Source organism: Thiocapsa sp. (assembly GCF_018399035.1).
Classification (GTDB): Bacteria; Pseudomonadota; Gammaproteobacteria; order Chromatiales; family Chromatiaceae; genus Thiocapsa.
In genome coordinates this window covers 2,861,541-2,875,713 of the sequence record NZ_CP073760.1, presented here as the reverse complement: position 1 = coordinate 2,875,713, position 14,173 = coordinate 2,861,541, and the positions used below count along the sequence as shown (strand labels likewise).

Below are 14,173 nucleotides of genomic sequence, written 5' to 3'. Positions count from 1 at the left end.
AGGTTGTGGCTCACTCCGGTGCAGCTGCGCTCCGGCCCGTTTCCGCGTTCCGCTCGGGCTCGGGCGGATTAAACCAAGGCGCCGATCGCCGCAGATCCACACGCGGGATGCGCAGTTGGATCCGGTCCGAGGTCACCTCGCGCGACATGGCCGCGATGTCGGCGTCCGGCGGCAAGGTCAGACGCTGACTCGCCGACCCGCTGACGACACCATAGCCCGCGCCGAAGCTGTCTTCCCGATACTCTTCGGCACGGGTCCGGTAGGCAATCCTCAATGCGCGCCCTCGGGACATGATTGAAACCTGCTCGGGATCGATGTTCGCGAGCCTGATCTCGACGAGGTAGGCGTCGGGCGTTGTCCGTCGCGCGATCGACAGATGTCTCCCCCGCTGGCCCCCGGCTGCGGACTGCGCGGTAGGCACATCCGATCGTGCTGCGAAGGGGGCGCTCTGCGGCGCAGGCAACCCCGGAGGGTCCATGAATGGCAGTGGTCCGAACCTCGGCCCGTAAGGATTGCCCGGATCCGCGAAGGAACCCGGGTTGCTCCATCCGCCGGCCCATGGGGCTGCGGGATAGTAGGCTCCGGGCGCTGGCGGCCCATATGGCCCCCACGCGAAGGTCGGGGCGGAAACGGCGATGATCAAAACCGCGGCGGTCAGGTGAGCGATACGCATCGGTGACTCCTACATCTGCGGGGATCCGATACGTCAAGTATAGGGCGGCCGAGGACATTGGCGCACCCGCCACGTCGGGCGATCCGCCGAATCGACGAGGCCATGCGCCAAGAGCCAGAGTCGGGCATCCTCGGCATCCTGCTCGAACCAACGCTTGGTCGAGCCCAGCCGAAAGCTGTAGCCCCACGCGTCCATGTCGGCGAAGATCCGCTCGCGCCCGAGACCAGGGACGGCATCCGCCAGCAACACCTGGAGATAACAGACTGCGTTCTCTTCCGGGTCGTCGCCGCCGGCATCCGTGTGTATGCGCGCGCGCCGATCCGGGTCCATGCAGATCCAATGCCCCGCCTCGTGCAGAACCGAGTGCAGAGGCGTCTCGGGTGTGGCATGCAGGACGTCGCCGACCAGGCCGGCTTCAGATTCACCCCAATAAGAGCCGGGAATCGGCTGGCCTGCGTCATGAAGGCTGAACCTCAGGCCAAAACGCCCGAGCAAGGACACGACCTGCATGATCTGCGCTCCCATGGCACCGAGCGTCTGGACGGGTTGGGGGCTTGCGGGGGGCGTGTGATCCTCAAACATGCTGTTGCCGCTGGCTTTCAGGATTCGGTCGTCTGATCCCGGTCTGCGGCGGGGTGATGAGCGAGAGATCATTCATACAGCGGAGGCTCTTTATGTGTTTCGGACAGTTAGCCCAGGAGCGCCGCCAGCAGCGAGTTCAGCAGGCCCTTGCCTCGGACACGAGCATTGTGGACGAACTGAAAGAAGCTCGGGTACACCGGCAAGCTCTCCTGCGAAATGCCGCGGTGGGGCCGCAACCACGAGCGCAGCAATGACCAGACGCCTTCCATGGTGTTGACGTGGACCTCGTAGAAACCGTCTCCGTCATCGTCGCGCGCAGACTCGCCGCGACTGTGACAGACGCTGTGATGATCGTAGCCCCACGCCGGCAAGCGGGCGTAGATGTCGTATTCGTCGGTGAAGAACCGCGTTCCCGGGGCCACGGCGCCGCGGATCAGCGCTTGTGACCGGCGACGACAGACACCTCGTCGGCCTCCACTTCGCCCGTGAGGAGCGGCGGCGGCTGCTTCGCCTCGATGCCCTCGCGCAACTGCCCGGTCATGCGTTGGGCGTCGTCCTTGTTCAGGTCCAGCTCATGGCCGATCTGCCGGTTGGACAGGTTCAAGCCCATAAAGTACAAACACAGCACCCAAGTGCGCAGAGGCTGATGGTGTCGCGCAAAAATCGTCTCGCTCGGAGCGTCGAACCAGCGTCCGCAGTCCTTGCAGAGGTATTTTCGGCGCTCCGGCTGCGTGGTGTCGCGGCCCTGCTTGGTGACGGCTGCCGCGTGGCAATGCACGCAGCGCACCCCCTCCGGCCAGCGCCGCCGGTCCGACGCGTTGGGCCACACTGATCTTTCACCAACATCGAAAACCCAGGTGAGCCCCGATGAACGCCAAAGAATTAATTGAACAGGCGATCGCGTTGCCCGTCGAAGAACGCGCGCTGGTCGTGGACTCGTTGCTGCGGAGCCTGAATTCGCCCCGGTCGGAGATCGATGCACAGTGGGCCAAAGAGGCCGAGCGCCGCCTGGCGGAGCTGCGCTCCGGCAAGGTCCAGGCCGTCCCGGGCGAGGGAGTGTTCGAGCGCGTCCGGGAGCGCTTCAAACGATGAGCTATCGTTTCCATCCCGAGGCAGAGGTCGAGCTGAACCTCTCGATCGACTACTACGAGTCCATCGAGCCGGGGCTGGGCTACGACTTCGCGATCGAGGTGTACGATGCCATTCTACGTGTCGTGGATTTCCCGAAGGCATGGACCATCCTCGATGGCGATGTTCGCAGGTCACTTGTCAAGCGCTTCCCCTACGGCGTGCTGTACAGCGAAGAGCTGGACGGAATCCTGATTCTGGCGGTCATGAACCTTCACCGTGCGCCCGACTATTGGAAGCATCGCGTGTGAGCCGCCTCGACCGGAGCTCAAGCGCTCCGGTCATGAGGGGACAGGGGCGAGGTCAAGAACAAACAGGGGCGGACTACGGGTTCTGAAGAACAAACAGCGACGGATTACGGTTTCTGCGGATTGTGGGGGCAATAGGGCCTGTCAGGATAAACTCAGAAAAAGAGCCTTGGGCAGACCTTTGAATATCAAAATGGCGGAGAGGGTGTCCGTTGATACAGGGTTCGCATGGGTCCACCGTCGTTCCTATCATGCTGTCGATTCAAGTGTTTAGCTCCGTCGTCTTCCATCATCATCCGCACCGATCCGCCGTAAGGTTGGGGGCAGAGTTGGGGGCAGTTGGGGGCAAGGCCGATGTTCTCCTCCTCCCGGTTAACCACCTGATCCTCGCACTCGAAGGCCGCCAGCACGCCTAGGCGCTCCTCACGGCACCGACCCGGCACATCGGCAGCACCATCAACGCCAGCGGCTCACAGGGCCGCCTAGGCGCTCCTCGCTCCTCGCTTGCATCATCGCGTGACAGTCACGACAATCGGGACACCTAAAACCCGTGACAGTCACGAACATGACCACACCGAAACCACCGGCACGCACACCCGCACAGCGGCGCGCGGATCTTCGCTCGCGCGCGGTCACGCTCTTGATGGACAACAACGAAGCGGCGCTGCTCAAGGCCGCCGATAGCCTCGTCATCGAGGCGCTGCTCTACAGCTACCGGCGCAAGCTCCCGCATGACTTCAAGGCGCTGTCGGCTGAATTGCTGCGGCGACTGCAAGCGGCTCGCGTGACTGTCACGCAAACAGAGGAGGTCGAGCCGGTCTCGGCACCCGTGACAGTCACGACACCCGAGCCGACTCCCGAGTCGAAAACCCGGCGCTCCTACCCGATCGAGGTGCAGCGGCTGGCAATCGACATGGCCGATCGAGGCAAATCGAGCCGGGAGATTCAAGCGGCCATCATGGAGAGGTGCGGTCGCGCTCCCGCCGTGAGCAATCTGGCGAAGCTCATCAAGAACTGGCGGTCGACGGTCGGCTGAATAGGGCGGTTTTTTGTCCGCATTGACTCCGTGCTAGTCCCGTGTAGCATCTACCGGGCTAACCAAGGCCGCGCACGTCCGAATGAGGGCGTCACCACAACAGCAATTCAACTGGAGAGAACCGGAAATGACATCAACCATCCATCCTCGAGGATCACCGTATGACCCGTCAGTTTCTCCGCCTGCCGCAAGTCGAAGGCCGCACCGGACTGAAGAAGTCGACCATCTATAAGCTGATCGCGCTCGGTCAATTCCCGCCACCCATCAAGTTGTCACCGCGCGCGTCGGCGTGGCCTTCCGATGAGGTCGACGACTGGCAGCAACGCCAGCTCGACACCCGCAATGCAGTTGCATGACGGGAGGTCGACATGGGCGGAAAGAAGAAAACCGCGCTCGACGGCGAATCGAGGCGCGGCTCAAGAAAAGGTATCGGGCGCACTCATTATCCGGCTGAATCGGCGCGGTCGCAATGCGCTCGACTGCTCCGTCATCTGCGAGAGCATGGCCGAATAGACACCCGAGAAGCTCGGTCACGTCTCGACATCATGTCGCCAGCGGCGAGGGTCTATGACCTGAGATACAAGGTCGGCGTCGACATCCTGTCGGTCATCAACCCTGATAGCAGAGTCGCCACCTATATCCTGAAGCCGGGAGGTGCCGACCGATGAGAACGTTCATCGCACTGCACCGTCGGGATGTTCACCGAGGCGGATATCTGGATTGCCTCGTGTGGGCGCGTCAGAAGGCCGCCAGCGAGCCGACAAAGCCGGCGCTGGTGCTCACCTGTCGACCGGGCGACAAGGCCGCTAGGGTCGTCGCAGAGGTCACGGCGAAGGAGGAGCGAATCATCCTCGAAGGCCGGCTGGTGCCGATTCGGAAACTCCGACCATGAGTAGGCCGAAGCGCAAGGATTACCGGCACGCTGGCGGCGTTATCAGGCTTCCCAGGGCGATGCTCGGGTCACCCGCCTATCGGTCTCTATCGCCAGCGGCGCGGGCGCTGTTGGTCGAGCTACAACTCCTATGGGCACCCGACCGGACGTCGATTCACTTTTCATCCCGGCGAGCCGGCGAGGCGCTCGGGATATCGAAGGCATCGGCGGCGCGGGCCTTCCGGGAATTGGTCGAGACAGAGTTCGTCGTCGTCACCGATGAGGCGCAATTCAGCAGCAACGGCACCGGCAAAGCGAGGTGCTACAGGCTCACATGGGAGTCGATGGCAGGTCGAGAACCGACCGCAGAATGGCAGACCGCGGAAATTTCACGGTCTCACCCATGAGACGGTTAACCCGAAAGCGTCTCACCCATGAGACGGTCGAGGCTAAGACACTCGCTAACCGTCTCACCCATGAGACGGTCCCACCGACCGTCAACGAAGAATCAACGGCTTATGATTCGGCGCAACCGACCGACCGTCTCACCCATGAGACACTATTAGTGACCATGTGCAGCGCACTCATAGGCCATCCGACCATGTGCATCGCACTCCTCACCCATCCCGAATCAAGGCGAAAGCAAGGCGAAACCCGGTCGAGGTTGGCAATTGCGGCAATTTGCATCGCAATCGGCCTCGTCTGGTCATCTGCAATCGAAAGCATCGAAGGCGATACCGTCACGGATAATTGCGGGCCGGTACCCACGTGGCAACCGACAGGCGGTTATCTGTGACATGGTGAGGATAACCCTGCGATGGATTGACGGATGGTATCGGCGCGTCAGAGAGGAGGTGTCGCGTTTTAGTGGCCACACTGCGAATAGTGAGTGCCACCGATGCGGCGCTCCGATCCGTGTCGAGGATCGCGCGCGGTCTCACGGCGTGCCGTTCAACAAGCCGCTGTCGGTTTTCTTCTGCTCCGATGAGTGCGAGCGACATCACCACAATGCTGTCAGGCGCAAGGCCACCGAGATCAAGGTGTGCAATCACTGCGGCGCGACCTTCACGGCGAAGCGAGCCGATGCAGTCTACTGCTCCGCACGATGCAGACAGGCGGCTCGACGGTCCCGAGCATCATCTCCACCTGATCCATGAGGCAATCCGCATGACAGACCCGACACCCATGCTCGACATGACCCGGCGCATCTTCGCGGCCATGCTCCCGCCTGAGACAACGCAGCCTGAGACGGCTCCGCAGCAACAGGGCACAGGATCACAAGGGCAAGGCGTGGCGACGGCTCAGAGGATCGTTCACGGGTCCTCAGAGGGAGGTTCCACCGCAACTCTTTGCGGCTGCGGTGGCGGAGTAGAGCGAAAAATTCTCAGCGATTCGTGAATCTTGCACCGAGGACAGGCTCATGGCCGAAGCGGTCGACATCGAAAATGGATTGACCGAGGTACAGATCGAGGCGGCTCGACTCCTCGCGTGCGGCTGCAAGGCCACCGACGTGGCATCGGAGTGCGGTGTCGACGAATCGACCATCAGCAGATGGAGGAGAAAGCCGGCGTTCGCGGCGCTGGTGCAGCGGATCACCTCCGACGCACACCTCGAGGTTGTCGGTCGCATGGGCGAACTACTGCACCTTGCGCTCGACGTGATCGAGGAGAGTCTCCGGTACCCTGATCCGTCGATTCGGCTCCGAGGTGCGGTCGCGCTCCTCAATGTCTCAGGTCTCGGTCGCACGATGAAGGTGTCGGCTCCGATCGCTCCCGGCGACATTGAGGCCGCGGGCTAGGCTTGGGTCCCTCCGGCGACCTTGGAAAATCTCCACGGGCTTTCGGCTCGGTAGGTTCCCGTTTTCCGGTGCGCTAAGGCCGTTTGCATTCTTGCGTCGACCGTTCGGAATCAGCACCGCGACCGCTCGATTCTTCCGAAGGATTTGCACCGCGACCCGGCGCTCAATCGAGGCCGCGCTCGAGATCGCGCTCGGTCGGAATCGCGTCATGTCACGGGATCGAGGAGCGACTCAATGTCGGCTCGAAAGAGGGCAATCCAGGCCGATACCGGGCCTTTCTGCGGCGCAGTTGGGGGCAAAACTGGGGGCAAAATCAGGTAAATCGACCGACGCCTGAAAAAACGTGAGTGTTTACAGCACCTTGAAAATCAATGTGGCGGAGAGGGTGGGATTCGAACCCACGGAAGGCTTACGCCTTCTCTTGATTTCGAGTCAAGCCCGTTCGGCCACTCCGGCACCTCTCCGTGATTGTCGGTCGTGCGAATTGCTCGCGTTCGACAAGCTGGTAAGTGTAAGTCGAGGAACCTTACTTGTCTATCGTCGGGATCGTCTGTCGTCGGCGCCTGGCTTGGAAGAAGCCACGCAGTGTTTCGCCGCACGCCTCGGCGAGGATGCCTCCGCGACATCCGGTGCGGTGATTGAAACGCCCGTCCGACGGCAGGAGGTCGAAGAGGCTCCCGCAGGCGCCCGCCTTCGGGTCCGATGCGCCGAAGACCACCTCGCCGACACGCGCATGGATGATGGCGCCTGCGCACATGACGCAGGGCTCCAGGGTGACGTAGAGGGTTGTGCCCGGGAGGCGGTAGTTGCCGAGACGTTGCCCGGCATCGCGCAGCGCCTGGATCTCGGCATGGGCGGTCGCGTCGTGGGCACCGATCGGACGGTTCCAGCCCTCGCCGATGACCTCGTCGTTCAGGACCAGGACCGCGCCGACCGGGACCTCGTCCTCGGCCGCGGCGCGGTCGGCGAGGGTCAGGGCCAATCGCATCCAGTGGTCGTCGGTCTCTTTCGAAGGATCCATCGATGGGTCAACCCGTGCGGCTTCTTGACCATTCGGCGAGCCGCTCTTGCAGATCCTTAATCTCGGGGCAAAGATGAACCAATCGCGACCAGTTTCCAGTCAGCGCCCGCATCGCCTTTTTGCGGCCCTTTCCCGGGCCATCGCTGCCGAGCGCATTGAGAAAAGGATCGCTGTACCGCTCTTTCGGATCGCAGTCCGCTCGCACGTCTGCCCAAGCTTCATCGATTTGCCCCGGGTGCAGCGCAAGCATCCAGACTTCGACTTCCTGCACGGCGAGGCAGGTTAGGAGTTGTCCCGGGTGCTCCCGTTCGCGATCGTCTGCTCGTTCTTTGTTGCGATAGCGATTGCAGTCGAGATCGACGATCAACAGGAAGACGTCGATCATCGGGTTGTCGTCGATGATTGTCGTGATCGTTTCGCGATCCAGCGCTTGGTCGACGCCCCGAAGGTGCGGGTCGCCCAACACATCGATACGCACTTTTCGTCCGATCTCGTGGAAGATCCGTTCTACTACGGGTTTGAGAATGTACTGATCGTGGGTTGGGTCCTCGGGGATGATCAAGACCTTCACAAGCCTCGCTCCAGCCAGCCTGTCGAGAACAGGCGATCGACGGCGGCTCGGTCGGCAACCGCTTCGAAATCCTTCAGATCTTTGAGGCGACGCGCAATCGTGCCTTCCTCTTCGGGAACGCGGCCGAAGACAATCGCATTGCCGAGGCTCTCGTCGCAGAGGTGCTGGAGTAGCCACGGGGAGTGGGTCGTTGCCAGCACCTGAATACCGCGATCTCTCGTGACATGCTCTAAGAGCTCGACTAGAAGGTGAATGCGTGTCGGGTGCAGTCCGTTTTCGATCTCCTCGATCAGCACCATCGAGCCCTCGGGAGCCGTGATCAGGGCGGCGAGAACGCCGAGGAAGCGGAGTGTCCCGTCGGATAGGCTGCGAGCACTGATCGGCATTCCGTTCGTCTCGACGACCTGGAGCATAACCTCCTGCTGCGTGTTTTCGTCGAAACGGATATCGGTGATCACCGGTCCGCAAAGCTCGGAAAGCCAATCGATGAGGTCGGCTTTTTTGTCGCTGTCTTGGCAGTATCGGCGAAGTACCGGGGAGATATTTTCTCCTTGTTCGCCCAGGTCCCGGGTCTGGATGGCTTGATAAGCGCGCATGCGCGCGGGACTGATATCGAGGAAGAGCGAGCTCCGCATGCTCATTGACACTCTGGCGCAGTCTCTGGCAACTCTTTCGTGTATGCCGCCGAGTCTTAACGTGACGATCTGACCGAGGACACTTCGCGCGGAGTCATAAACTGCCGTAGGGAGTTTGCCAGGGTTCTCCGGCATGAGGTCGGCCGAGATCGGGACAAAGTCTGTGCCGCGGGCCTGTTGCGATGGACTGGACCCGCCCGTCGCAAAGAGCTGATTACCCTCGTCAATGTCTGTCAGACGTTCGTCGATCAGAAAGACCTGGTTCTCGGTTTGGCACTCGATTCGATGCGCGAGCCGCACCTCGGGATAGTCCATGACCCCGAAAACCCTCTGGGCCTCTGCCTTCCGCAGCAGATCGTCATGACTGCGAAGGCTCCAATCCGTCGAAAGGCCGAAGCTGTCGCCGTGACAGAATGCGACCTCATGAATCCCGCCCCGTATCCCCGGCCAGGCTTCCCGTCCGGCCTCCCAGCGAGGAAGGAGTATTTCGGTGAAGGGGTGACCGAGTCCGACGCCCTGAAGAAATCGAATCGCATCGAAGAGATTGCTCTTACCCGAGGCGTTTGCGCCAACCAACAGGGTCAGCGGCGCAAGCGGGATCGTTTGATCGCGAAAGCTCTTGAAATCGATTAGCTGGATGGATGTCAGCATAGTGCTCTGCGGGATCGCGTCGACGGTTTGGTCGGATGATCGTTCGTTCTTGTCGAGGGCTAAGCAGAACTCGAATCACGATCCCTTGCTGACGGCCGGGCACGATGCGGAATGCTTGACGCATCTCTCGGGCGTCGCAGCGGGGATGATGGGTTTCGCTGCGCTCTACCCATCCTACGCCGGCCGGTCTTGTTTGATTAGATCCTTCCTATGTCCCGCGGTCACTCCCACTCGATCGTGCCCGGCGGTTTGCCGGTGATGTCGTAGACGACGCGCGACACGCCGGGGACCTCGTTGACGATGCGCCGGCACACCAGATCCAGGAAGTCGTAGGGGAGGTGGGCCCAGCGGGCGGTCATGAAATCGAGTGTTTCCACCGCACGCAGCGCGATGACATGCGCGTACTGGCGCTTGTCGCCGACGACACCGACGGAGCGTACCGGCAGGAAGACCGCGAAGGCCTGGGAGACCTGATCGTAGAGATCGGCGCACCGCAGCTCTTCGATGAAGATGTGGTCGGCCTTACGCAGGGTGACGGCGTCGTCCTTGTGGACCTCGCCCAGGATGCGCACGGCGAGGCCGGGGCCCGGGAAGGGGTGGCGATAGACCATCTCGGAGGGCAGGCCGAGCTCGATGCCGATCTTGCGGACCTCGTCTTTGAAGAGCTCGCGCAGGGGCTCGACCAGCTTGAGGTTCATCTCCTCCGGCAGTCCGCCCACGTTGTGGTGCGACTTGATGACGGTGGCCTTGCCGCTCTTGGCGCCGGCGGATTCGATCACATCCGGATAGATGGTGCCCTGGGCAAGCCATTGCACATTGGCGAGCTTGCTCGCCTCGTCGTCGAAGACCTCGATGAAGGTGTTGCCGATGATCTTGCGCTTCTGCTCCGGGTCGGTCACGCCTTTGAGCCGGCCGAGGAAACGGTCTTCGGCATCGACCCGGACCACCTGCACGCCCATGTGGCGCGCGAAGGTGCTCATGACCTGATCGCCCTCGCCGAGACGCAGCAGGCCGTTGTCGACGAAGACGCACGTTAGTTGGCTGCCGATGGCACGGTGCAGCAGGGCGGCGACGACGCTGGAATCCACACCACCCGAGAGACCGAGCAGCACGGCGTCGTTGCCGACCTGAGCGCGCACCTTGACGATGCTGTCCTCGATGATGTTGCCGGGGGTCCAGAGACGGCCGCAGCCGCAGATCTCGTGAATGAAGCGCTCGATGATCCGCTGGCCCTGGCGGGTGTGGGTCACCTCCGGATGGAACTGCACGCCGTAGAAGCGGCGCTCCTCGTCGGCGATGCCGGCCAGCGGTGCATTGGCGGTCTCGGCGATGACCTGAAAGCCCGGCGGGAGGGTCTCGACCCGGTCGCCGTGGCTCATCCAGACGTCCAGCAGGCCGTAGCCCTCGGGACTGGTGTGATCCTCGATATCGCGCAGCAGACGCGAGTGGCCGCGTGCGCGCACCTGCGCGTAGCCGTACTCGCGATGGACCGCCGGCGCGACACTGCCGCCGAGCTGCGCGGCCATGGTCTGCATGCCGTAACAGATGCCCAGCACGGGGATGCCCAGATCGAACACCAGCGGATCGGCGCGGGGTGTCTCGTCCTCATGGACGGACTGATGACCGCCGGACAGGATGACCCCGCTCGGTGCAAACTCCCGGATCGCCGCCGCCCCCATGTCATGCGGGTGCAGCTCGCAGTAAACCCCCGCCTCGCGCACCCGCCGCGCGATCAGTTGTGTGTACTGCGACCCGAAGTCGAGGATCAGAATGCGGTCGGCGTGAATATTGGTCATAGGGTGATGATGGTTCCGGGCGACGAGCGGGGAAGAAGGCGGGAACAACAGCGATCCGCGCAACGGCAGAAAGTCTGGAAAGCAGAAAAACCTTAGTTAATTAAGCATTTTGATGTCTTGCGCCGGATTGTGCCCGAAGCACAATCCGGCGCAAGACATCAATTGTCGATCCGGTAGTTTGGCGCTTCCTTCGTAATCTGCACATCATGCACATGCGACTCGCGCATCCCCGCCGCGCTCACGCGCACGAACTGCGGCTTGGTGCGCATCTCCTCGATCGTGGCGCAGCCGGTGTAGCCCATGCTCGACCCCAAGCCGCCGACAAGTTGATGAATGACATTCAGCACGCTGCCCTTGTAAGGCACGCGACCCTCGATGCCCTCCGGGACCAGCTTCTCCTTCTCGGTATCTTCTTGGAAGTAGCGGTCGCTCGACCCCTCGTTCGAGCCCATGGCGCCGAGCGAGCCCATTCCGCGATAGGACTTGTAGGAACGCCCCTGGTAGATCTCGACCTCGCCCGGTGCCTCGTCCGTGCCGGCGAAGAGACCGCCGATCATGACGCTGTTGGCCCCGGCGGCGATGACCTTGGCGACGTCTCCGGAGAACCGCAAACCGCCGTCGGCGATTAGGGGGACGCCCGTGCCTTCCAGCGCCTCGTTGACGTTGGCGACCGCGGTGATCTGGGGGACGCCGACACCGGCGACGATGCGGGTGGTGCAGATGGAGCCCGGGCCGATCCCGACCTTCACCGCATCGGCGCCGGCGTCGACCAGCGCACGGGCGGCATCCGCCGTGGCGATATTGCCGCCGATGACTTGGACCTCGGGATAGCGGACCTTGACCCACTCGACCCGATCCAGCACACCTTGCGAGTGTCCGTGCGCGGTATCGACCACGATCACGTCGACCCCGGCCTCGACCAGGGCGGCGACGCGCTCGTCCGTTCCCTTGCCGACGCTCACGGCCGCACCGCAGCGCAGCCGCTCTTGGGCGTCGCGCGAGGCCTTCGGGAAGTCCTTCGCCTTCTGGATGTCCTTGACCGTGATGAGACCGCGCAGCTCGAACCGGTCGTTGATGACCAGGACCTTCTCGATGCGGTGCTCGTGCAGAAGGCGCTGGACGTCCTCGCGACTTGCACCCTCGCGCACCGTCACCAGGCGTTCCTGCGGGGTCATGATGGTCGAGACCGGCTCGGCCATGCGGGTCTCGAAACGCAGATCCCGCCCCGTAACGATGCCGACCAGCAGGCCGTTCTCCGTCACCGGCACGCCCGAGATGTTGTGCGCGTGGGTCAACTTCAGGACCTCGCCGATGCTGGTCCCGGGGCCGACCGTGATGGGGTTGCGGATGATCCCGCTCTCGTAACGTTTGACCGCCATGACCTCGCGGGCCTGGCGCTCGGCGTTCATGTTTTTGTGGATGATCCCGATGCCGCCTTCCAACGCCATTGCGATCGCCAGGCGCGCCTCCGTGACGGTATCCATCGCGGCCGAGACAAGTGGAATTTTGAGCGAGATGCCGCGGGTCAGCTTGGTCTGGAAATCGACCTCGTTCGGGAGCACCCGCGAGTGCGCCGGAACAAGGAGGACGTCGTCGAAGGTGAGTGCTTCCTGGATCAGGCGCATGGGGAGGCTCCGCAATCAGTGACCAGAACAGGAAAGTAACCCGAAAGTATAGAATTTCAACGGGCGCAGGTAAACTCCGTCCGACGTCGACCTCATCGAAGCCTTTGGTTGCGAATCCTGCCCATGCCGCTCGAACGACCTGTCCGTGCCCTCGACGATCACCGCGATATCTACAGCGTGGCCCGTTTGGCGAGCGAGGTGCGGGCCGTGCTCGACGGGAGCTTCCCCGTGCTTTGGGTCCAAGGCGAGCTGTCGAATCTGGCGCAGCCGGCCTCCGGTCACATCTATTTCACACTCAAGGATTCGGCGGCGCAGGTCCGATGTGCCATGTTTCGGCCCAAGCGGATGCTCCTGAACTTCCGCCCGACGAACGGTCAAGAGGTGTTGGTTCGCGGCCGGGCGACGCTCTTCGAGCCCCGCGGCGATTTTCAGTTGGTGATCGACTACATGGAGCCGGGTGGCGAGGGTGCGCTCCGGCTCGAATTCGAGCGCTTGAAGCGCAAGCTGGCCGCGGAGGGTTTATTCGAGGAGGCCGCCAAGCGGCCGATTCCGGCATTTCCAAGACAGGTCGGTCTGATTACCTCGCCCACCGGGGCGGCGGTGCGCGACCTGCTCGCCGTCTTGAAGCGCCGGTTCGCGGCCTTGCCCGTGGTCATCTATCCCGCACAGGTGCAGGGCGAGACCGCACCGGCGTCGCTCCTCGCCGCGTTGGCGGCGGCCAACGCCCGCGCCGAGTGCGACGTGCTCATCCTGGCCCGCGGCGGCGGCTCGCTCGAAGACCTCAATGCCTTCAACGACGAGACCCTGGCGCGCGCGATCCGCGCCTCCGCCATCCCGGTCGTCACCGGGGTCGGGCACGAGAGCGACATCAGCATCGCCGATCTGGTCGCCGATCGTCGCGCGGCGACCCCTTCGGCCGCGGCCGAGCTGGTGGCGCCCTCGGGCGAGCATCTGCGTCACCGCTTGGTCGCCTTGATGCGGCGTCTGGACGCGGCCCATGCGCGTCACCGGGTCGCTGCCCGCCAACGGCTCAACGCCTTCGCGCGTCACCTGGCTTTGCTCCACCCGGCCGCGCGTCTGCAACAGCGCGCCCAGCGTTTGGATCAGCTCGAGCAGCGCTTGGTCTCGCTCCTATCGAATCGCCTGGTGCGGGCACAGTCTCGCTTGCGCCCGGCGGCGGCGCGCCTGATGTTCGTCTCGCCGGGGCGACGTCTGGAGGGGCTCGGCAACGCCGTCGCTGCGCTCGCCGAGCGTCTCGCCCGCGCCCGGGCGTGGCTCGCCGAGACCCGGCGCGAGCGGTTGATGCGCGCCGTCGCCGGCTTGGAGGCCCGCAGCCCCCTGGCGACACTCGCCCGCGGCTACGCCATCGTCACCCGCCTGCCGGACGGCGAGATCGTGCGAGCACCCGAGCAGGCCCCGCCCGGCACGCGCATCGAGGCACGCCTCGCGAAGGGCCGCCTCAGTGCAATCGTCGAGCCCGAAAAATCCGTTTTTCCCCTCCCGAAATAAAATCACAAACCGCCTCACCACCGAGCCCC

The 14,173-nt window shown here is 63.2% G+C and carries 17 protein-coding genes and 1 tRNA gene; 8 read left to right on the top strand and 10 right to left on the bottom strand.

The window, feature by feature from the left end; genetic code table 11:
* Nucleotides 1-10: 10 nt before the first annotated feature.
* The 4 genes from KFB96_RS12980 to KFB96_RS26790 form a co-directional block, all read right to left on the bottom strand.
* Nucleotides 11-292, bottom strand: a complete 282-nt coding sequence (locus tag KFB96_RS12980) for a hypothetical protein (RefSeq protein WP_213458035.1) — start codon at nucleotides 290-292, stop codon at nucleotides 11-13.
* 414 nt (nucleotides 293-706) lie between these two features.
* A complete protein-coding gene (locus tag KFB96_RS12975) occupies nucleotides 707-1,198 on the bottom strand; it encodes a hypothetical protein (RefSeq protein ID WP_213458247.1) in 492 nt (163 codons plus the stop codon).
* A gap of 164 nt (nucleotides 1,199-1,362) precedes the next feature.
* Complete coding sequence (locus KFB96_RS26795; protein ID WP_300970178.1) at nucleotides 1,363-1,677, bottom strand: transposase; 315 nt, start codon at nucleotides 1,675-1,677, stop codon at nucleotides 1,363-1,365.
* An 11-nt stretch (nucleotides 1,678-1,688) separates the two neighbouring features.
* Nucleotides 1,689-2,033, bottom strand: coding sequence for a hypothetical protein (locus tag KFB96_RS26790; protein ID WP_300970177.1), 345 nt, complete (start codon nucleotides 2,031-2,033; stop codon nucleotides 1,689-1,691).
* A gap of 89 nt (nucleotides 2,034-2,122) precedes the next feature.
* Between KFB96_RS26790 and KFB96_RS12965 the strand changes: the two genes are divergently transcribed.
* The 7 genes from KFB96_RS12965 to KFB96_RS12935 all read left to right on the top strand — a co-directional run bounded on the left by KFB96_RS12965 (nucleotide 2,123) and on the right by KFB96_RS12935 (nucleotide 6,336).
* Nucleotides 2,123-2,347 carry an addiction module protein gene (locus KFB96_RS12965; RefSeq protein ID WP_213458036.1) on the top strand — a complete coding sequence of 75 codons (225 nt, stop codon included), beginning with the start codon at nucleotides 2,123-2,125 and terminating at the stop codon, nucleotides 2,345-2,347.
* Nucleotides 2,344-2,634 carry a type II toxin-antitoxin system RelE/ParE family toxin gene (locus tag KFB96_RS12960; protein WP_213458037.1) on the top strand — a complete coding sequence of 97 codons (291 nt, stop codon included), beginning with the start codon at nucleotides 2,344-2,346 and terminating at the stop codon, nucleotides 2,632-2,634. Before KFB96_RS12965 ends, KFB96_RS12960 begins: the two co-directional genes overlap by 4 nt.
* 562 nt (nucleotides 2,635-3,196) lie before the next feature.
* Nucleotides 3,197-3,667, top strand: a complete 471-nt coding sequence (locus tag KFB96_RS12955; RefSeq protein ID WP_213458038.1) for a hypothetical protein — start codon at nucleotides 3,197-3,199, stop codon at nucleotides 3,665-3,667.
* A gap of 161 nt (nucleotides 3,668-3,828) precedes the next feature.
* Nucleotides 3,829-4,023, top strand: coding sequence for an AlpA family transcriptional regulator (locus KFB96_RS12950; RefSeq protein ID WP_213458039.1), 195 nt, complete (start codon nucleotides 3,829-3,831; stop codon nucleotides 4,021-4,023).
* 12 nt (nucleotides 4,024-4,035) lie between these two features.
* On the top strand, nucleotides 4,036-4,335 hold the full coding sequence (locus tag KFB96_RS12945; protein WP_213458040.1) for a helix-turn-helix domain-containing protein: 300 nt from the start codon (nucleotides 4,036-4,038) through the stop codon (nucleotides 4,333-4,335).
* Complete coding sequence (locus KFB96_RS12940) at nucleotides 4,332-4,559, top strand: hypothetical protein (RefSeq protein WP_213458041.1); 228 nt, start codon at nucleotides 4,332-4,334, stop codon at nucleotides 4,557-4,559. The genes KFB96_RS12945 and KFB96_RS12940 overlap by 4 nt, the downstream gene beginning before the upstream one ends.
* Before the next feature lie 1,399 nt (nucleotides 4,560-5,958).
* Nucleotides 5,959-6,336 carry a phBC6A51 family helix-turn-helix protein gene (locus KFB96_RS12935; protein WP_213458042.1) on the top strand — a complete coding sequence of 126 codons (378 nt, stop codon included), beginning with the start codon at nucleotides 5,959-5,961 and terminating at the stop codon, nucleotides 6,334-6,336.
* A 374-nt stretch (nucleotides 6,337-6,710) separates the two neighbouring features.
* On the opposite strand, the gene KFB96_RS12930 is transcribed toward KFB96_RS12935, so the two are convergent.
* The 6 genes from KFB96_RS12930 to guaB all read right to left on the bottom strand — a co-directional run bounded on the left by KFB96_RS12930 (nucleotide 6,711) and on the right by guaB (nucleotide 12,635).
* A tRNA-Ser gene (locus KFB96_RS12930) sits at nucleotides 6,711-6,800 on the bottom strand.
* 62 nt (nucleotides 6,801-6,862) lie between these two features.
* On the bottom strand, nucleotides 6,863-7,357 hold the full coding sequence (tadA, locus tag KFB96_RS12925; protein ID WP_213458043.1) for a tRNA adenosine(34) deaminase TadA: 495 nt from the start codon (nucleotides 7,355-7,357) through the stop codon (nucleotides 6,863-6,865).
* 7 nt (nucleotides 7,358-7,364) lie between these two features.
* Nucleotides 7,365-7,928 (bottom strand): hypothetical protein, encoded by a 564-nt coding sequence (locus KFB96_RS12920; RefSeq protein WP_213458044.1) that lies wholly within the window; start codon nucleotides 7,926-7,928, stop codon nucleotides 7,365-7,367.
* Entirely contained in the window at nucleotides 7,925-9,214 is a 1,290-nt protein-coding gene (locus KFB96_RS12915) for an AAA family ATPase (protein WP_213458045.1), read from the bottom strand. The genes KFB96_RS12920 and KFB96_RS12915 overlap by 4 nt, the downstream gene beginning before the upstream one ends.
* A gap of 221 nt (nucleotides 9,215-9,435) precedes the next feature.
* Nucleotides 9,436-11,010, bottom strand: coding sequence for a glutamine-hydrolyzing GMP synthase (gene guaA, locus KFB96_RS12910; RefSeq protein ID WP_213458046.1), 1,575 nt, complete (start codon nucleotides 11,008-11,010; stop codon nucleotides 9,436-9,438).
* A gap of 158 nt (nucleotides 11,011-11,168) precedes the next feature.
* Nucleotides 11,169-12,635 (bottom strand): IMP dehydrogenase, encoded by a 1,467-nt coding sequence (guaB, locus tag KFB96_RS12905; protein ID WP_213458047.1) that lies wholly within the window; start codon nucleotides 12,633-12,635, stop codon nucleotides 11,169-11,171.
* Nucleotides 12,636-12,758: 123 nt separating this feature from the next.
* Here guaB and xseA point away from each other — a divergent pair, with 123 nt between their 5' ends.
* A complete protein-coding gene (xseA, locus tag KFB96_RS12900; RefSeq protein WP_213458048.1) occupies nucleotides 12,759-14,144 on the top strand; it encodes an exodeoxyribonuclease VII large subunit in 1,386 nt (461 codons plus the stop codon).
* The last annotated feature ends 29 nt before the right edge of the window (nucleotides 14,145-14,173 follow it).

Coding starts and splice junctions, on each gene's coding strand:
- KFB96_RS12980 (WP_213458035.1), bottom strand. CDS start 292: ATGTCCCGAGGGCGCGCATTGAGGATTGCCTACCGGACCCGTGCCGAA.
- KFB96_RS12975 (WP_213458247.1), bottom strand. CDS start 1,198: ATGGGAGCGCAGATCATGCAGGTCGTGTCCTTGCTCGGGCGTTTTGGC.
- KFB96_RS12965 (WP_213458036.1), top strand. CDS start 2,123: ATGAACGCCAAAGAATTAATTGAACAGGCGATCGCGTTGCCCGTCGAA.
- KFB96_RS12960 (WP_213458037.1), top strand. CDS start 2,344: ATGAGCTATCGTTTCCATCCCGAGGCAGAGGTCGAGCTGAACCTCTCG.
- KFB96_RS12955 (WP_213458038.1), top strand. CDS start 3,197: ATGACCACACCGAAACCACCGGCACGCACACCCGCACAGCGGCGCGCG.
- KFB96_RS12950 (WP_213458039.1), top strand. CDS start 3,829: ATGACCCGTCAGTTTCTCCGCCTGCCGCAAGTCGAAGGCCGCACCGGA.
- KFB96_RS12945 (WP_213458040.1), top strand. CDS start 4,036: ATGGGCGGAAAGAAGAAAACCGCGCTCGACGGCGAATCGAGGCGCGGC.
- KFB96_RS12940 (WP_213458041.1), top strand. CDS start 4,332: ATGAGAACGTTCATCGCACTGCACCGTCGGGATGTTCACCGAGGCGGA.
- KFB96_RS12935 (WP_213458042.1), top strand. CDS start 5,959: ATGGCCGAAGCGGTCGACATCGAAAATGGATTGACCGAGGTACAGATC.
- tadA (WP_213458043.1), bottom strand. CDS start 7,357: ATGGATCCTTCGAAAGAGACCGACGACCACTGGATGCGATTGGCCCTG.
- KFB96_RS12915 (WP_213458045.1), bottom strand. CDS start 9,214: ATGCTGACATCCATCCAGCTAATCGATTTCAAGAGCTTTCGCGATCAA.
- guaA (WP_213458046.1), bottom strand. CDS start 11,010: ATGACCAATATTCACGCCGACCGCATTCTGATCCTCGACTTCGGGTCG.
- guaB (WP_213458047.1), bottom strand. CDS start 12,635: ATGCGCCTGATCCAGGAAGCACTCACCTTCGACGACGTCCTCCTTGTT.
- xseA (WP_213458048.1), top strand. CDS start 12,759: ATGCCGCTCGAACGACCTGTCCGTGCCCTCGACGATCACCGCGATATC.